Below are 17,300 nucleotides of genomic sequence, written 5' to 3' on the forward strand. Positions count from 1 at the left end.
CACTCACCATGCCCGACTGGCATCCGGCCATCGTCACCTCCCGCGCCCCCGCAGCCGACGGGCTCACCGACCTCGTGCTCGACATCCAAGGCACGCCCCTTGTGGGGACCCACGCGCACCCAGGGCAATACGTCCGCCTCTGCCTGCCCGGAATGGAGGCGGGCCTGTTCGCCATCGCCTCCCCGCCCGAGCCGCGAGGCGCACGGTGGGAGTTCCTCCTCAAGGACGGCAGCCCGCTGCCCGACGCCCTCATCCGCCTTCCGCCAGGCGCCCAGGTCCACGTGTCGGCGCCCGAGGGGAAGGGCTTCCCACTGGAGCGGGCCCGAGGACATGACGTGCTCCTCTTCGCCACCGGCTCCGGCATCTCCGCCATCCGCCCCGTCATCGCCAGCATCCGCCGCGAGCGGGAGGCCTTCGGCCGCGTGAAGCTCTACTTCGGCGCGCGCACCCCCGGCGCCTTCGCGTACCAGGGAGAGCTGCATTCCTGGGAGGAAGGGGGCATCCAGGTGGTGCGCACCGTCAGCCAGCCCGGCGTGAGCGGCTGGCTGGGCCTCACCGGCTACGTGCAGGCCCACCTCGGCGAGGACACGGTGGGGGACTCCAGGGCCTTCGTCTGCGGACAGTCGAGGATGGTGCAGGGAGTCATGGACGCCCTGAAGGACCGGGGCGTGCCCCGAGAACACATCTTCTTCAACTACTGAGCGGCGGGCGCCCCAGGGGACACCACGGAGGCGCCCTCCGCGTAGCGCACGTCGAGCAGCACCGCGGACGGCTCGCTCTCCCCGGTGCGGCTGGCCACCTGCGGCGTCCACGCGGCCACGCCCACCAGGCGCCCGTCCGGGCTGAAGCGCACGCGGCGCACGGACCAGTCGAACGTCTGCGTCCCGCGCGCGGTGGGCTCGCCCTCGGTGAAGAGGTGCACCTTCTTGTCCCAGCCTCCGGAGACGAGCGAGCGCCCGTCCGGAGAGATGGCCGCGGTGGACACCACGCCGTGGTGCACCGGCCACTTGTGCAGCACCTGTCCCGTGGCCGCGTCCACCACCGCGCCCGCGTTGAAGGGCCCCCGCGGCTCCTCCACGCCCTGACGCTCACGCTCGTACACGTTCCTGTCCCGCTCCGGCTTCTGCTCCGAGAGGCCCACGCCCAGCCGCTGCCCGCGCGCGTCCACGGTGACGTCGCTGACGTACGCGGGGAAGGTGAAGTCCGAACGCGCCGCCAGCACCAGCGTCTCCACCGTCGCCGCGCCTTCCGGCGCCGCGGACTTCAGCGTGAAGAGGGCCTCGTGGTTGACCTCGTCGAAGGACACGCCCACCCGCTCGGTGAAGGGAGCGCCCAGCACGCCCTGCACACCCTGGGGCACGCACGCGTCACACACCGCCACGTCCACGTCGCGCACCACCAGCGACTTGAAGCGCAGGGACTGGCCCCGCGCCAGCCGCGCCTGGGTGGTGCCCAGCGGACCCGGCACGTCCAACGTCTCCTTCAGGAAGGCCACGTCGATGCCCGCCGCAGTGGCCGCCTCTCCGGTGACGACGATGGCGGGCACGCGCGCGTCCAGCGCGAAGCTGACGGGCGCCTTGCCATTCACCGAGCCGCCCACCACCGCCGAGCCGCCCCGTCGCTCGAAGCGCGCGCGCGTCGCCTGTGAGGACAGGGACTCCAGCCCCGTGCGCCACGCGCGCACGTGTTTGTCCCAGCCGCCCGAATACAGCGTCCCGTCCGGCGCGAAGGCCACCGCGCTCACCGGCCCCTCGTGCCCGCGCTCCTCGGAGGCATGGGCCAGGTCCGGCACGGACAGCACGGTGAGCAGACCCTTCACGCCCCCCGCCACCAGCCAGCGGCCCTCCGGGTGGAAGGCCACCACGGTGAGTGGCTCCTCGGTGACGCGAACGCCGCGAGCCTCGCCCGTGGCCGCGTCGAACAGGCGCACGGCGCCATCACGGCCCGCGGTGGCGACAAGTCCGCCGTCCGGCGAGAAGGCCACGCCCTCCACGTCGAACTCGTACGCATTGATGAGCGGGTCGCCCAGTTTCCGGGGCGGTGTCTCCAGCGCCCAGATGGACAGGAAGTAGGAGCGCGCGCCCAGCCGCGTGTACGCGACGCGGTGCTGACGGGGCGAGAAGTCCAGGCCCCAGATGAAGTCAGCCCGGTTGAGGATGGGGCCCTTGTCGAGCCCCGCCGTCGCGCCGGTGAGAAACGCGCCCTGCGTCTGACCCAACCGCGCTTCCACGTCTGGAGCCAGCCGCGCCGCCTGGTGCGCGCACCCGCCGCCCCCCGCCGCCAGCAGCCCCGCCGCCAGCAGCCCCGCCGTCCGCCTCATGAACCCGAGCCTCCCGACGCCGCCTTCTCCCGCTCCTTGTCCACGTTGATTTCGGTGACGCCCTTGTTGTCGATGGACAACAGGAACAGCTGCTTCACCGCCTCGCGCTTCTCGTTGAACGAGGTGCGACCGGTGGCGCCGTCGAAGTCCTTCAGGTTGGCCAGCGCGTCACGCATCTGCGCGCGCGTGCGGGGCCCACCCTCCTTCTTCTCCACCAGCTGCCGCAGCATGCGCCCGGAGTCGTAACCAATGGCCTCCAGGAGCCCCGGGTCCTTCCCCGTCTCCTGCTTGTAGGCCTCCCGGTACTTGCGCACGAAGGTGCGCGTTGCTGGCCGCTGCGAGTCCACGAAGAAGCCGTCCACGTACACCGAGCAGGTGACGAACTTGCCGCCGCGCTCAATCAACTCCGGCAGGCCCGAGCGCCCCTTGGGGCTGCTCCACTGGTTGGCGCCGAAGAGCGTCACCGTCTTCAGCTCCTTCTTGCCCGTCGTCTTGCGGATGCGCTCCAAATCACGCGGGTCGCACGCGTTGGTGACGATGTCCTCCACCGCCAGCGCCGGGGCGACCAGGCTCACCCGCCGCCAGTCGTCCGGCATGAAGATGGCCTCGAAGTCGATGATGGGCTCCACGCCACTCTTCACCTTCTCCAGCGCCTTGCGGCGACGGAAGGCGTCCAGGTTCTCGCCCTGCAAGTCCCTCACGCCCTCGACGTAATCGCCACGGTCCTCCAGGTAGTAGCGGCCCACCAGCTTCTTCGCCTCGGTGGTGAAGGTCGTCTGGTCATGCGAGTAGCGCTCCGCGCCCCGCACGACTCCGCCGCGCTCCGTCACCTGGTCCCAGAACGAGTCCGCCAGCTCCACTCCGTAAGGGATGTTCGGGTACAGGAGGGCGAACTTCTTGTAGCCCTTCACGTTGATGGCGTAGTCCGCGATGGCGTCCGCCTGCGCGGCGTTCGTCAGCATGTTGCGGAACACGTAGGGGCCCAGGTCCGTGACGCCTTCCTGGCGCGTCATGGTGAGCAGCGGAAGCTGGAGCTCCTCGGCCACCAGCGCCGCGCGCTTGGAGTCGTCACCGAGCAGCGGCCCCAGCACGGCGATGGCGCCGTCGTCGAAGGCGAGCTGCTCCATCGCCTGGCCCGTCTTGTTGACGTCGCCCTGCGTGTCCTTCACCACCAGCTCGATGTCGCTGCCCTCCAGGCCCAGCTGGATGCCGCGCAGCACCGCCTCGCCGATGGGCTGGTAGCGACCCGTCATGGGCAGCAGCACGCCCACCGTCTTCGGCTTCGCCTCCACGCGCCGCGTGGCCCGCGCGAGCAGCTCCCGCGCCTGGGGCGCGAAGGGACTCTGCGGCGCCTCCGCGAGGAAGCGGTTGAGCGTCTCCTCCAGCCGCGTCCACTCGCGCAGGTGGTAGTAGACGCGCGCCAGCTTGAAGGTGAGCACGGGCCACGCCGGGTTGGACGCGGGCAGGCCCTCCGCCACGCGCGCGATGTCCACGAAGTCCGCGCGGCCCTCCACCAGCGCCTCCACCCGGGCCACCGCCGCGTCGCGCTCCTGCTGCGTCTTCGCCTGCCCCGCCTGCTCCACCGCCAGCGTCAGCGACTGCCCATACAGCCCCGCGCCCTCGGCCGCCCGGGCCGCGTCGCGCAGGAGCTGCTCACGCTCGGCGCCCTCGGCGCGCTCGGCGAGGCTGGACAGCGTCTGGTACGCGTCGCGGTAGGCGCCCACCTCCATGGCGGACAGCGCCAGCTTGCGCTTGGCGTCCTCGGCCTGGTTGTAGAGGGGGTTCTCGAAGAGCAGCTCGTTGAAGGACTTGCGCGCGTTGACGTAGTCCTTCGACTCGAAGAAGAGGACGCCGGCCTGGTAGAGCGCGTCCTGGCCCGCCGTCGTCGCGGGGTACGCCTTGCGCACGGACAGGTAGGCCTCGGCGGCCTTCTTCTTGTCGGGCGTGGCCTGGGCCGTCTGCCTCGCCTGGGCGAGCGCCGCGTCCGCGGTCGCGTCCTTCCTCGCCTCGACGGCGGGCCGCTTGGGGAACGGATCTCCCGTGGGGACATCCTCTCCCGTGTCGCCACCGGCAGGCGGGGTGCGTGAGGGTCGAGGACAGGCCGTCAGCAGCAGGGCCAGCGCGACGAGGAGCGAGCGGCGCAAGGTGGGCAGGACTTCCATGGCAGTGGGGTGCATAGCAGCGGCGATGCGCCTCCGTCGACAACGGAGCGGGGAGAAGATTCCGCGTGGAACCCCTCCCGCTGTGCACCCCTCGTGCCCGACCGCCCACGGCCCCTGGACGTTGACTTCCTCACGTTGGCGCGGCGCCAGGGCCACACGCACGCGGCCCCAGGGCCACGACGCGCCGGCCCAGGCCCTGCTCCCAGGGCGAGCGGCCGGCCGTGGCTCACCTACGCACCGCGGCTTCGCTCAGCCGAACAGCTCCTTCACCTTGGCGAAGAAGCTCTTGGACTGCGGATGGGACTCCTCACCGGACAACTCCGCGAGCTTCTCCAGGAGCTCGCGCTGCTTGGAGGACAGCTCCGTGGGCGTCTCCACGACGACGCGCACGTGCTGATCTCCCCGCTGCTGGCTGTGCAGGTGGGGGATGCCCTTGCTCTTGAGCCGGAAGACCTTCCCGGACTGGGTGCCCGCGGGGATGGTCATCTTCACCTTCCCATCGAGCGTGGGGACGTCGATCTTCGCGCCCAGCGCCGCGTGGGTGAAGGAGATGGGCACCTCGCAGAAGACCTCGTACTCCTCGCGCTGGAAGAGCGGGTGCTCCTTGACGATGACGGTGACGTAGAGGTCTCCGGCGGGGCCGCCCCGGTCTCCCGGCTCGCCCATGCCCGTCAGCCGCACCCGCGTGCCGTTGTCCACGCCCGCGGGGATGGCGACCTCAATCACCTCTTCGGAAGGCGTCTTCCCGGAGCCCTTGCAGCGCGCGCAGGGGTCCGGTACCACCGCGCCCGTGCCGCCGCAGTCCCCACAGGGACGCGACACCGCGAAGAAGCCCTGCGTGTAGCGCAGCTCTCCGCTGCCGCCGCACGTTCCACACGCGCGAGGACCCGCGCCGCTCTTGCTGCCCGAGCCCGTGCACGTCTCGCACTTCTTCGGCCGCGGAATCGTCACCTTGGGACGGCTGCCGAACGCGGCCTCCTCGAAGGTGATTTCCAGGTTGTAGCGCAGGTCCGCGCCACGCGAGCTGGTGCGGCGCCCACCCCCCCGGCCACCGCCGAAGATGTCGCCGAAAATCTCGCCGAAGATGTCGTTGATGTTGACGCCCTGGAACCCACCGCCGGCGCCACCAAAGCCCTCGAACGGGTTGCCCGAGTGCCCGAAGCGGTCGTACTTCGCCCGCCGGTCAGGGTCACTGAGCACTTCGTAGGCTTCCGAGGCTTCCTTGAACTTCTCCTCGGCCTCGTTGTTTCCCGGGTTGCGATCCGGATGGTACTGGAGCGCCACTTTGCGAAACGCGCTCTTCAGCTCCTGCGCGGAGACGGTCTTCTGGACGCCCAGGATCTCGTAATAGTCGCGTTTCTGACCGGCCGCCGCTGCTGGCATTCGCTTCAACCCCTGGAATTTGCTGGACTTTTTGACGCCGCGAAAAACTCTGAGTCACTATAACGCAGCGGAACGCGCCAGCAATCCAAGGGGCAAAACCAAGGCCGCCCGGGGGCCATGGAGGCCACCGGGCGGCTTGAAGAGAGACGGGGCGGTCAGGGTAGGGGCGGGAGGACTAGACGGTCCACACGCGGTTGGCGGTCAGCTCCATCCGGGCCAGCCTGCGTTTGAGCGCCGGATCCACCGCTCCGTTGGACGCCCACTTGGGCACCACGAAGTGCAGCTCCGCGTTGTAGAGCTTGGCGGCGCTGGCCAGCAGGCTCCACCGGTTCTCCGCGGTCGGCTCGTCCACCATGCCCGGGGTGACAATCTCCAGGATGATGGGCGTGCGCGCCGAGTCGGACTGGCGGCAGGTGAAGTCGGGACGTGCGTCCTCGATGGTGCCCGACAGGATGGGAGGCGGCATGAATCCAGGGAGACGGGCCTTGATGTCCGTGTACCCGATGGTGCGGAAGTACTCGGCCATGAGCCACAGGAGCCGGCGACGCTCCTCGTCTTCAACCACCGGCTCGCAGCCCGGATTGAAAAGGACCTCTTTTTCGTTATTGGTGTCCATGGCTCCCCTGAACCTGTCCGCAGGGACGGAGGGGGGCAACGGAACGGGCCTGCCTGCTGATGACGGCTGGTGGGAAAGCAGGCGGCAAGGCACGACGTTTCACGTCCCTCTAGACTTGGACCTCTTGGCGACTCGGTGACAGAGTCCGCCGCCAAACAGTGGCTCCTCGTCCCTCCCCACACGTCTACCGCCGACTCCTCGGCTACCTGCGCCCCTACCGCCGGCTGCTGGCGGCGGGTGTCTGCGCGTCACTCGTCGCCGCCGCGGCGACCTCCGCGTATGCCTGGGTCGTCGGGCCGCTGTTGCGCGCGGTGCTCACGGACCAGCCCGTCACCGTGGCCGGGGTGTCGCTGCCTGGCGACGTGTTGTTGCGGCGATTGCCGCTGGTGGTGGTGGCGCTCGCGCTGGTGAAGGCCCTGGCCCAGTTCCTCCAGGGTGGCCTTATGCAGCGGCTGGGCCAGCGTGTCATGGCGGACCTGCGCGGTTTTCTCTACGGGCGACTGCTCGGCCAGCCGCCCGCGTTCTTCGAGCGGCGACACTCCGGTGAGCTGTTGTCTCGCTTCACGTCGGACGTGCCGTTGGTGGAGTTCTCGATAACGCAGGCGTTGTCATCGTACGTGAAGGATGGGCTGCAAGCGGTGGCCCTGCTGGCGACGTGCTTCCTCATCGACGCGAAGCTTTTCCTCTTCACGTTCATCGTGGTGCCGGTGACCGTGCTGCCCATCAATCGCTTCGCCCGCTCGCTGAAGAAGGTCGCCGCCCGCTCGCTGCAGAGCCTGGGCGCGCTGACGTCGCTGACGGCCGAGCAGCTGCAGAACCTGCCAGTGGTGCAGGCCTACGGCGGGCAGGCACGCGCGCTCGAGTCCTTCGACGTGGAGGCGGACAAGTACCTGGGCGAGATGCGCCGCTCGCTGTTCCTGCGCGGCGCGGTGAGCCCCACGGTGGAGCTGCTCGGAATCGCCGGCGTGGCCATGGCGGTGGCGTGGGGCGCGCGCGCGGTGTCCGCGGACCCCGAGCTCGCGGGACGGCTCTTGTCCTTTCTCGCAGCTGCGTTGCTGTTGTATCAGCCGATCAAATCCCTGAGCGGCACGCTGTCCCAGGTGCTCACGGGGCTGGCGGCGGCGGAGCGGCTGTTCGCCATCGCGGATGAGCCCTCGCCTCCGGACACGGGGGATGCGGCCCATCCGCTGTCGCAGGCGCTGGTGCTGGAGGGCGTGAAGGCCACGTATCAGGACGGGCGCGAGGCGCTGCGGGGCGTGGACCTGGTGGTGCCCGCGGGCAAGCGCGTGGCGCTGGTGGGGCCGTCGGGCGCCGGGAAGACGACGCTGTTCTCCGTGCTGCTGGGGTTTTTGCCGTCGTCGGGCGGACGGGTGCTGTGGGACGGCGCGCCGCTGGAGTCGCTGAAGCCGTCGAGCGTGCGCGGACAGGTGGCGTGGGTGCCGCAGGAGCCGGTGCTGTTCTCCGGCACGGTGCGCCACAACCTGCGGCTGGGCCGGCCCGAAGCGACGGACGCGGAGTTGTGGGAGGCGCTCGCGCTGGCGCACGCGGAGGACTTCGTGCGCGCGCTGCCTGGAGGGCTCGACGAGTCCGTGGGCGAGCGAGGCAGCCGGCTGTCGGGCGGGCAACGGCAGCGGCTGGCGCTGGCGCGCGCGTTCCTGTGCAAGCCGTCGGTGCTGCTGCTGGACGAGCCCACCAGCGCGCTGGACGCGGCGAGCGAGGCGGCGGTAGGCGCGGGGCTGGAGACGCTGATGCGCGGCCGCACGGTGCTGGTGATTGCACATCGGCTGTCCACCGTGCGCGACGCGGATGTGATTGCCGTGGTGGAGGAAGGCCGCGTGGTGGAGTCAGGCACGCACGCGGAGCTGCTCGCGCTGCGGGGCCGCTACCTGCGGCTGCTGGGTGAAGGCGCCGTCGCGGCGTAGCGACGGCGGCGGCACGACGGGTTCTCGTCCACTCAGACGTTGATGGCGACCGCGCGGGCCTGGCGGAAGCGGACCCGGGGACATTCCCCCACCGCGCCGCTTGCCTGCACACGCGGGCTCTGCCAGCGTTCCCCTGTCTGATGCGTCATCGGGAGCCCTTGTCCCTCAACGCGTTGCTGCTCGTGCCCGCGCTGGCCCTCGCGGCCCTAGCGTGTGTGGCCGTGTCCGCGCGCCACCTCGCGCTCGCCGCCGCGGCCACCGGCACCCTGGTCCTGGTCCCCATCGTCTTCCGATTGTGGACACGCACCTGGTACCGGGGGCTCGTCGTGCGCGGCGCCGGCATCTTCCTCATCGGCATGCACGTCCCGCTGCTGCTCGCCGGCGCCCTCGCCTACAGCCGCATCGGCTGCACCGAAGGCGACTGTCCCGGCCTCTACCTGCTGGGTGTGCTCGTGTCTCCTGTCGCCGGAGCCCTCTCCAGCGTCGTCTACTGGCTGGTCGGTCGTCCCCCAGTCTGAATTCCAAGAATTACCTGGAGAGACTAGTCTCTCCTGGAATGCTTGTTACTCTGCGGCTCCGCTTCATGCCCGGGCTCTCGGTGGCCTCGTCCGTGCCCGTTACCGTGTTCCTGTGGTGCTTCACGCTCGCACCCCTGCTGCACGGTCCCGAGGCCCTTGCGGGCACGGTGGATGCCGCCGGTCCCTTCGCCGCCGTGGTGGCGTTGGCCCTACTCATTGAGTTGCCCCTGCTGTCGCTCGCGCTGGCCGGCACGGGGCTGGGGCGGCGTGTGCCGCTCGCCGTCATGTTGGGCATGGCCACCCTCCCGTGGATGGTGGGGCTGCTGGGCACGGAGGTCCTGGTGGGCCGCGCCATGTCCGGCCTGACGCGCCTGTCCACCCAGGCCACGGTGCTGGACGTCGCGACGAGCACCGGCCACGCCATGGCGCCCCGGCTGCTGGGTGCGTGGACGAGCGCCGCGCTGCTCCTGGGGCTCGCGCTGGGGCTCGCGCTGGCGCGCTTTGGTCCGTCGTGCGCGGAGGCAGCCGGAGGGCGCAGGCGCGGCCGGGGACTGCTGCTCGCCAGCGGGGTGACGGCGGCGCTGGGCTCGGTGGCGGTGGTGGGCGCGCTGGAGGCGCGTCACTTCCTCGAGATGCTCACCGGGCTGGGACAGGTGCCCGAGTCGGCGCGTGAGGAGTGGGTGGCCACGGGCATGGAGGCGGCCACGCGACTGCGTGAGGTGCGCTGGTTGTGCACGTCGGTATTGGCGGTGCTGGGCATCATGCTGGTGGCGCGAGGCAGTGGCCGCGAGGCCTCACGTCCCACGCCTCGCTGGGCCCCCCGGCTGGTGCCCGCGGCCGCCGTGACGGCCCTGCTGGTGATGGATGTGCACCCGGTGCAATCCGTGGCCGAGAACGCGCACATCACCCTGCCCCGGAACCGGGGCGCGGTGCCCACCACGCTGGACATGCTGCGGCTGCTGGGGCTCGACGTCGCTCCGGCTCAGAGCAGCCAGATGAGCAACAGGACTCCGGCCACCACGCCCACGCCGAACACGACGAGCATGATGACCCCCTCGGAGCCACGAGCTTCCGGCGGCGTCACCGCCTCAGGGTGAGGCGCGCCATGCACGTATCGCAGCGGAGCCGCCGGCGCGAGGGCGGGCGCGGGTGACGGCGCCTCCAGCGAGGGCAGCGTGGGCTCCGACGGACGCTGCGCCTCGCGCAGGATGATGCCCGCACCCGCCATCTCCAGCCCCTCGCGGGCCAGCGCCAGCACGCGCTGCATGTGCAGGATGTAGCGGTCCTGCCCGGTGTACGTGCCCATCGCCTGGGCGGCTCGCACCAACCGGTGGGGAACCAGTTGAGGGTCCGCCTTCACCACGGCCGCCGCGGGACGGGCGCGCTCACCTTCGGGCTCCACGCGGCCGGTGCGCACGCCCTCGCCGCTGGCCCACATGTAGTGGTCCTCCAGCAGCGTCAGCTCCTGCCGCCGCACCCGGCCATCCGAGTCCACCTGGGACATCAGCTCCGCGCCGTCGGTGCCCATGTGCCAGACGGTGCGCAGGCCATTCTCTCCCGGCGGGCCCTCCACCGCGTGAACGCGGGAGAGTGCTTGCACCGCGGTCTTCAACGTCTCGGGCGAGGACTCGGCCATCAGGAGCCGGAGACTAGGGGCGTCGGGTCGGAAACGGAAGGCGGCCGTGCCCACGCCCGCTCGCTCCCACCCGCTCCCGTGTCCGCGTCCGCCTGCCCAGGTTGAACGACGAAGCACCGGGCGCGTGCGCCAGCGGACATCTGGCGTCAGAGCGCCTCCGCGCGGAGCCCCACCATGGCCATCATCATCCCCGACGAACCCCTGGACACCCCCTTCACCGTTCCCGGCAACCGCGCCGAGGTGACGGGTGAGCCGGACGAACACTTCCTCACCGCGCAGGTGAGCTGGGACGGCGAACGCCAGCACGGCGGCGGCTACGTCCCGGAGGACTTCGAGTGGACCTCCAATCCCAAGGAGCGCCAGGACGCGCTGATGGGCGAGTGGCCCGAGGAGCACTGATGCCGCGTGCGCTCGGCTGTCCGCCGGGGTAAGCGTCCCCGCCGCCATGAGCCGCTCCAAGGACAGAGGTGCCGATTTCACGCGCGAGTTCGAGGGCGCGCAGACACTCGACGGACTGCTGGAGGTGTCCGGCAGCCCCTGCGACACCGCGGAGGTGCTCGCCCGCATGCAGGCGGCCCACGCCGAGGGGCGCCCGCACAGCGACGTCATCCCCGGGCTGTTCGAGGAGGAGCCGCGCTTCCCCTCGCCCGACATCGCCCGGCTGCTGTACCAGAACCTGCTGGGCCTCTGGGACCTGGTGGAAGAGGGGCGCGCGGTGCGCCTGGAGGATGGCCCCCGGCCGCCCCGGCCGAAGAAGGTCAAGGCTCCCCTGCCCCAAGCCTTCCACCCGGACGAGCCCACGGGCGAATTCGTCGAGGCGGCCTGGCGTTACCTGGAGGACGACGAGAAGGCGCGCACGCGGCTGATGCACTCCTTCGAGAACCGGCAGGATGCCTTGCTGGGCGCGCTTGACGCCGCGGGGCTCACGGACGAAGGATACGGAGTCGCCCGCCACCTGCTCTTCGAGCTGTACGCCATGCTGGAGCTGGGGTGGTCGCCGGGAGTCGCTTCGGTGCGCCCGGCGGCGCTGGTGGCGGACACGACGGCTCCACCGGTGCCCCAGTCCCTGCGGACGTATGCGGACGAGGCGCTCTTCGAGGCGGAGCAGGACGAGGAGCAGCCCCTGACCGCACAGGAGCTGGAGGCGGTGCGCACCCTCGTCCAAAGCGGACTCGCGGCGCTCTGGGGCGCACGCAAGGGGAGATGAAGGATGGCCAAGGACAGGGACGACAACGGCGGCGGCGGCTTCTCTGGGAAGCGCGACAAGACGTGGCGAGAAATCGACGCGGGGCGCGCCAAGGGCAGCAAGTACCACTCCCGCCAGGATGACCCCGCGCAGCAGAAGATTGAGCGCAGCGCGAGCTACCAGAAGTACAAGACCGCCGCGGATGCGCTCTTCACCGGCGGCGAGCTTCCCGAGGGACTGGCGAAGACGTTCGACCCAGAGGGCAAGCGCAAGGCCCAGAAGCAGGCCATGCAGAAAGTCACGGAGTCCGAGACGCGCGCCGACTGGGTGAAGGCCGTGGTGGACTACCTGGAGAAGTACCCGGAGCTGCCCGAGGACGCGTACTTCCTGGACAGCCTGCTGGACCATCCGCGCGAGCGCATCGTCGACAAGGCGCTGGCCCGGCTGGAGGGACTGGCCGAAGAGGGCAAGCTGCCGAAGAAGGTGCCGCAGAGTCTGGACCAGCGGCTGAAGTCGGTGGAGCTGACCAGCATGGACCCCGACATGCAGGGCCGCGCCAAGACGCTGCGCGAGAAGCTGCGCGCCTGAAGCAGGAGGCCGCGAGCGGGCGTTGGACGCCGCGCCGTCGCGAGCAACAAACCTGACACAAGGCTGACAGGAACAGAGGTCATGGTGACTCCCATCGGCACTTCCGCCGAGCTGGAGACCTGTCATGGCCCACCGACTGAACTGGTTCGAGATTCCCGTCGTCGACCTGGCGCGCGCCGCGCGCTTCTACGAGTCCGTCCTGTCCACCACGCTGAAGGTGGAGGACTTCCACGGCACGCGCATCGCCGTCTTCACCCGGAAGCAGGAGGGGGATGTGACGGGAGCGCTCATCCACTCGCCGCACATGCGTCCCTCGCTGGAGGGGAGCCGGGTGTTCCTGGACGCGGGCTCCGATTTGGATGGCGCCATCCGCCGTGTCGCCCAGGCGGGAGGCAAGGTGTTGGTGGAGAAGACGTCCATCGGGGCCCTGGGGTCGTTCGCGGTGTTCCAGGACACCGAGGGGAACGCGGTGGCGCTTCACGCGCACGCGGGGCACTGAGGGCTCGGAGTGGGCCGTCTACCGCGCGGGGGAGCGGCCCCGGTGGACGAGCACGACGGAGCGCAGACCACCCTCCGCGGGCTCGTGCACGATGCGCAGCTCTTCGCCCGAGCGCGTGTACACCGTCATGTCGCCGTCCTCGCGACGCCAACCGTCGCGGCGCAGCGCCTGGGCGTAGAAGGCATCCACTTCGCCCGCGGACATGGGAACGAGGAAGGACAGCGTCCTCGAGCCCTCGTCATTCACGCGCAAGACCTGTCGAGCCCCTGGGGGCAGTGACGCGACATCGCCCTCGGTGCCTGGTTCACGGCGCAGGGTGTGGTTGGCCTCGCCCAGGTAGACGAGCGTGACGCCGACATCCTGTGGCTGGAGGATGACGGTGAAGGTGATGCCCCGGTACATGTCGATGGCGGTGAGCATGGCCGCGCCGCTCGCGAGCTGGGGTTGCTCGGCGCCTGGAGGGACATGGAGGCCGCCGGCACGGAAGGCATCCGCGAAGCGCTGGATGAGGTCTTCCGCGCGCTCCTTCACCACCACCGCGCGAAGCACCACCGGCACGCCGCCCGCTTCCACCACTTCACTCGCGTCCACCTGTTCCAGGACGCGCATCGACGGCCAGGCGAAGCGGGGCGCGCTGTCCGGCGATGCCACGCCCGTGGGTGCGCTGCTCGGGCCGGCTCCAGACTTGGGGCTCGTGGGCACGGAGCCGGGCTTCGTCGCGGAGCTCGCGCCTGCCTCAACCTTCGGACTCGCGGATGCAGTGCTCGACTTCGCCGCACTCGCGCCTGCCTCCAACGTCGGGCGCGCGGGCGAGGAGCCCGCCTTCGCGGCGTTCGCACCGGCCTCAAGCTTCGGACTCGCGGATGCAGCGCTCGACTTCGTTGCGCCCGCACCTGTCTCCACCGTCGGGCGCGCGGGCGAGGAGCCAGCCTTCGCGGCCTTCGCACCGGCTTCAACCTTCGGACTCGCGGACGCGGTGCTCGCGCCCTCCTCCGGCTTGGAGTTCACGGGCGCGGCATGCACGGCGGCCACGCTCAACAGAACCAGCGCGGCGAACACGGACCTCACCGCACCCGCACTCCGCCCAGCCACCGGTTCTGTCGGGCCACGTTGTACGGGCGATTCAGGTTCGGCGCACTGAAGGGCGTCGTCTCCCAGACCGACTGGCCACCCGCGTGCGTCCCACCGATGTTCTCCTGGTAGCGGTCCTCCTCGCCCCGGAAGCTCATGAAGAACTGGTCCTCGTTCACCGACTCCGAGCCCACCAGCGCCGCGAGCGCCGACCCCGCCCCACCGCCTCCACCATTCGTGCGGTACACACGCTCCGCCCAGAGGTAGTAGTCCCGATTGCCGCAGACCGCCCCACTGTTCATGCTCAGCGGACAGGCCCGTCCCTCATCCACCGTCGACAGGCCCCAGTCATCCAGGAACAAGCCAAACCGCCCCCGACACTCGCCACCCGTCGCACGCCCCGCAGCGCACACCCGGAAGGTTGCCGCCGCGCGCCGCTGCGACGCCTGGAAGAAGCTCGGCTCCATGAAGCGACCGATGCGCTCGGCGCGAAGCTGCGTGGACGCCGTGCACCGCATCCCCTCCGACAACACCCGCATGGACGCCAGCGGCCCCTGTGCATCCGCCGGCCTCAGCGTGGGCACACCGTCGGGCAGCTCCGCCTCACAGTCCACCCGGATGGGCTGCGCGCGCGCAATCGCCAACTGGAGCGGCACTCCACCCGCGCCATCCATACGGCTGCGGCCGTCGTAGTCCACATAGCGGCCGTTCGCCTCCGCCAGGGCCCCCGTCACCGCCGAGGGGCGCTGCCACTCGCGGTCCTCCGGGTCGTGCATCACACGGCCCGTCGCGTTCCACATCGCGAAGTTCGCGGCCTCCTGCACCTTCAACGTCAGCGCCCCCACCTCCGCGAAGTAGATGCCGAACAGGAGGATGGTGATGAACACCATCAACCCCAGCGACGTCTCGATGAGGGACTGTCCTCGTGCCGCTCGCGAGCGCATGTCAGTACCCCGCTCCCCGCCGGCTGCCGCCGCGATACCCCGCCTGCTCCAGCTCCCTCAACACCCGCCCGTGCTCGGCGAAGCCCGCCGCTTCCAGGCTCGCCGCGGGCCTGTCATCCGTGGAGCCCTCCGGACTCACCAACGTGGCGCGCCAGAACGGGTTGAGGAAGTTCGGCGGCTCACGCCATCCACCCCCCTGCCCCGCCGCGCGCGGCCGGTGGTAATAGACGATGCCCGCCGACAACGCGACCTGGTTGCGCTGCACGCTCTCACGCCCCGTGGGACGCGAGCGCCCCAGCGGAATGGCGTTGTCGAACTCCGTCGTGTTCTCCGCGGAGAACTTGAACCGGAAGAAGAGGTTCCACGGGTCCGGGCTCCGCCGCCGCGCATCGCTGCCGTAGTCACGGTGCAGCACCGAGTACAGCTTCGGCTGCCCATAGTGGTTGCCCGCGCCCCGCTGCAGCGAGTCCACGTTGTAGCCCATGGCGAACGGCCAGATGCCCGGGCAGGAAACACAGGCGCCCAGCGTGTGCCGCTCGAACAGCGGCTCGCCGGCCTCCGGCGCCTGACCGGGCGGCAGGCGCAGGCCATACACGTGCTGGTCCTCGGGCGTCTGCTGCTCGTCGGACATCACCCACGCATCCGTCACCGGCACCGGAATGGGGGGCGGGTTGCTGGCACACCGCGTGGGCAGGATGGCGGTCGCATGGTCATGCCCCGAGGAGTTGCGGCCCGACACGGTGGTGTACGTCGAAGGGTCCATCTCCGCCGCCGCGCTGTAGCGCCGGAAGGCCGCGGACCGCGCGGCCCCGCCCGTGCCAAACCCCGCGCCGCCCGTGGGCCGGTTGTGCACCCACGTCCACCCCAGGCTGCCCATGGTGGCGTTGAGGTGCGCCGACGTGCTGCCGCCCACCGCGCACACCGCGCCACTGCCACACCCGCCACCGCCGCGTCGCACCGCGTTCATCAGGTCTTCGTGGTTGGGCACCGCGTCGTCGCCGTTGAGTTCCTGGAAGCTCTTGCCCGAACCATCCGGCGTGGCCTCCAGCTCCGGATTCGCACCCCGGGCGATGCGCAGCGCGAGCCGCTGCTCGGAGATGTGCTCGCGCAGCAGGTGGCTGTAGATGTTCAGCCCCGCGCGGTAGAGGTTGCCCGCGCTGCCCTGGAGAACCTTCACCTGCGTGGCGGCGGCCTTGTCCATCAGCTCCCACACCACCGGCGTGAAGACGGGCGTGCAGACCAGGTGGGCCGCGTAGACCTGGCTGCTGCGGCTGATGAGCGCCTGCGTGCCGGCCATGGCCACCATGTGGGCCACCTGCGCGCGGTTCATCACCGAAATCGCGTTGAACGTGCGCGCCGTCGCCACCGCCTGGCTGTACGCCGCCGCGTCCGCGGCCATCTGGATTTCGACGCGCTCCTTGGCGCGCATGCCGAAGCCCAGCGTCATCAGCACCATCAGCGCGAGCAAGAGCAGCGTCAGCGCGAACAGCACGAGGGCCTGCCCTCGCGAGGTCTTCAGAAGCCGGTAACGGGACATTCGGCACCTCGCGAGAAGTTGTCGGCCATCACTGGCGTCATCATCCGCATCGCCGCGTGGACCTGGATGGGGAAGACGAAGTGTCCCCGGTTGCTCCACGTCACCATGCGCTCGTCCAGCGCGCCACCCGGCCAGTCATTCGGCCCGAGCGGCGGCGCCTCGTCGTTCCACCAGTCCGAGCGCTTCTGCGCCGGCATCAGCGGATTGGTGGCCGTGTAGTTTCGCAGTCCGAAGTGGGCCAGGAACATCCGGCTCATCACCCAGTTCGCGAAGGGGATGCGCATGTAGTACCAGGCCACCATGCGGATCTCCAACGTGCGGTTGTCGAGCGCCGCGTCGTTGTCCGTGGGCTGGTCGAAGAGCAGGTCCTCGTTGCCCGCGAGCGCGTTCACCCACGCGGGGTCCGGCGAGTCGCGGACAATCTCCACCATGGGCCCGTTGAAGAGGTTCCCGTAGGAACTCATCACCCGGTACTCGTTGTCCCGCCGCATCCGGAACGCATCCGCCAGAATCTGGGGGCTGTCCGTGCGGACGATGGACGGCAGCATCGTCACCATCGCCGCGTGCATCATCGGCAGGCAGTCACCGTGATTGAGGCTGCCCGCCCGCACCGCCCGGTACACCGCCACCTGCGCGAGGATGCGCGCCTGCAGCATCATGAAGAGCTGCAGCGTCCCCAACACCAGGAACACGACCAGCGGGAGCGTCAAAGCCGCTTCCACCGCTGCCTGTCCGGATTGCTTGGATGTGGGTGACGTGGCGCGGGGAACCATACATCACTCAATTCCCTGAATCTTGTTGATTGAGGAATCGGTCAAGTGGACCGGTAACCAAAGTCAGTACCCAGTCCCACTGTCAACGACACAGTGGGACTGTCTGCATCAGCGAATTGACACCTCGCGTCACAACTTCTTTCCC

Annotated in this window: 17 protein-coding genes; 8 read left to right on the top strand and 9 right to left on the bottom strand. The window is 70.1% G+C overall.

What is annotated here, in order from left to right; all coding sequences use genetic code 11:
• Positions 1 to 8: 8 nt before the first annotated feature.
• The gene (locus tag HUA76_RS02935) at positions 9 to 701 is read left to right on the top strand and encodes an NAD-binding oxidoreductase (protein ID WP_141649302.1); all 693 of its coding nucleotides are present in this window, start codon (positions 9 to 11) and stop codon (positions 699 to 701) included.
• Here the strand turns inward: HUA76_RS02935 and HUA76_RS02940 are convergent.
• The 4 genes from HUA76_RS02940 to HUA76_RS02955 all read right to left on the bottom strand — a co-directional run bounded on the left by HUA76_RS02940 (position 695) and on the right by HUA76_RS02955 (position 6,481).
• Positions 695 to 2,320, bottom strand: a complete 1,626-nt coding sequence (locus HUA76_RS02940; RefSeq protein ID WP_174459941.1) for a WD40 repeat domain-containing protein — start codon at positions 2,318 to 2,320, stop codon at positions 695 to 697. The genes HUA76_RS02935 and HUA76_RS02940 overlap by 7 nt on opposite strands.
• Positions 2,317 to 4,482, bottom strand: a complete 2,166-nt coding sequence (locus tag HUA76_RS02945; protein ID WP_174459942.1) for an ABC transporter substrate-binding protein — start codon at positions 4,480 to 4,482, stop codon at positions 2,317 to 2,319. Before HUA76_RS02945 ends, HUA76_RS02940 begins: the two co-directional genes overlap by 4 nt.
• Positions 4,483 to 4,731: 249 nt before the next feature.
• Positions 4,732 to 5,865 (bottom strand): molecular chaperone DnaJ, encoded by a 1,134-nt coding sequence (dnaJ, locus tag HUA76_RS02950; protein WP_141641789.1) that lies wholly within the window; start codon positions 5,863 to 5,865, stop codon positions 4,732 to 4,734.
• 175 nt (positions 5,866 to 6,040) lie between these two features.
• Positions 6,041 to 6,481, bottom strand: coding sequence for a hypothetical protein (locus HUA76_RS02955; protein ID WP_174457411.1), 441 nt, complete (start codon positions 6,479 to 6,481; stop codon positions 6,041 to 6,043).
• Positions 6,482 to 6,639: 158 nt separating this feature from the next.
• On the opposite strand from HUA76_RS02955, the gene HUA76_RS02960 reads away from it, so the two are divergent.
• The 3 genes from HUA76_RS02960 (at position 6,640) to HUA76_RS02970 (ending at position 10,018) form a co-directional block, all read left to right on the top strand.
• Positions 6,640 to 8,403, top strand: a complete 1,764-nt coding sequence (locus tag HUA76_RS02960; protein ID WP_174459943.1) for an ABC transporter ATP-binding protein — start codon at positions 6,640 to 6,642, stop codon at positions 8,401 to 8,403.
• A gap of 140 nt (positions 8,404 to 8,543) precedes the next feature.
• On the top strand, positions 8,544 to 8,921 hold the full coding sequence (locus HUA76_RS02965) for a hypothetical protein (protein WP_141641792.1): 378 nt from the start codon (positions 8,544 to 8,546) through the stop codon (positions 8,919 to 8,921).
• Positions 8,922 to 8,959: 38 nt separating this feature from the next.
• Positions 8,960 to 10,018 (top strand): hypothetical protein, encoded by a 1,059-nt coding sequence (locus HUA76_RS02970; protein WP_174457413.1) that lies wholly within the window; start codon positions 8,960 to 8,962, stop codon positions 10,016 to 10,018.
• On the opposite strand, the gene HUA76_RS02975 is transcribed toward HUA76_RS02970, so the two are convergent.
• The gene (locus HUA76_RS02975; RefSeq protein WP_174459944.1) at positions 9,904 to 10,557 is read right to left on the bottom strand and encodes a hypothetical protein; all 654 of its coding nucleotides are present in this window, start codon (positions 10,555 to 10,557) and stop codon (positions 9,904 to 9,906) included. The genes HUA76_RS02970 and HUA76_RS02975 overlap by 115 nt on opposite strands.
• A gap of 174 nt (positions 10,558 to 10,731) precedes the next feature.
• Between HUA76_RS02975 and HUA76_RS02980 the strand changes: the two genes are divergently transcribed.
• From HUA76_RS02980 to HUA76_RS02995, 4 genes are all read left to right on the top strand, one after another.
• On the top strand, positions 10,732 to 10,956 hold the full coding sequence (locus HUA76_RS02980; protein ID WP_141641795.1) for a hypothetical protein: 225 nt from the start codon (positions 10,732 to 10,734) through the stop codon (positions 10,954 to 10,956).
• Between the two features lie 46 nt (positions 10,957 to 11,002).
• Positions 11,003 to 11,764 carry a hypothetical protein gene (locus tag HUA76_RS02985; RefSeq protein ID WP_174459945.1) on the top strand — a complete coding sequence of 254 codons (762 nt, stop codon included), beginning with the start codon at positions 11,003 to 11,005 and terminating at the stop codon, positions 11,762 to 11,764.
• A gap of 3 nt (positions 11,765 to 11,767) precedes the next feature.
• Entirely contained in the window at positions 11,768 to 12,331 is a 564-nt protein-coding gene (locus HUA76_RS02990) for a hypothetical protein (RefSeq protein WP_141641797.1), read from the top strand.
• Positions 12,332 to 12,455: 124 nt separating this feature from the next.
• A complete protein-coding gene (locus HUA76_RS02995; protein WP_174459946.1) occupies positions 12,456 to 12,830 on the top strand; it encodes a VOC family protein in 375 nt (124 codons plus the stop codon).
• 18 nt (positions 12,831 to 12,848) lie between these two features.
• Here the strand turns inward: HUA76_RS02995 and HUA76_RS45070 are convergent, their stop codons facing one another.
• Genes HUA76_RS45070 through HUA76_RS03015 form a run of 4 tightly spaced genes read right to left on the bottom strand, consistent with a single transcriptional unit; the run spans position 12,849 to position 17,155 of the window.
• A complete protein-coding gene (locus HUA76_RS45070; protein WP_371817329.1) occupies positions 12,849 to 13,898 on the bottom strand; it encodes a hypothetical protein in 1,050 nt (349 codons plus the stop codon).
• Positions 13,895 to 14,845, bottom strand: coding sequence for a hypothetical protein (locus HUA76_RS03005; protein ID WP_141641799.1), 951 nt, complete (start codon positions 14,843 to 14,845; stop codon positions 13,895 to 13,897). The genes HUA76_RS45070 and HUA76_RS03005 overlap by 4 nt, the downstream gene beginning before the upstream one ends.
• A 1-nt stretch (position 14,846) precedes the next feature.
• Positions 14,847 to 16,382: a pilus assembly protein gene (locus HUA76_RS03010; RefSeq protein ID WP_174457418.1), complete on the bottom strand. Its 1,536-nt coding sequence runs from the start codon at positions 16,380 to 16,382 to the stop codon at positions 14,847 to 14,849.
• Positions 16,361 to 17,155 carry a TadE family protein gene (locus HUA76_RS03015; RefSeq protein WP_141641801.1) on the bottom strand — a complete coding sequence of 265 codons (795 nt, stop codon included), beginning with the start codon at positions 17,153 to 17,155 and terminating at the stop codon, positions 16,361 to 16,363. Before HUA76_RS03015 ends, HUA76_RS03010 begins: the two co-directional genes overlap by 22 nt.
• Positions 17,156 to 17,300: the final 145 nt, after the last annotated feature.

The organism is Myxococcus sp. CA056 (assembly GCF_013336715.1).
GTDB classification, from domain to species: domain Bacteria; phylum Myxococcota; class Myxococcia; order Myxococcales; family Myxococcaceae; genus Myxococcus; species Myxococcus llanfairpwllgwyngyllgogerychwyrndrobwllllantysiliogogogochensis.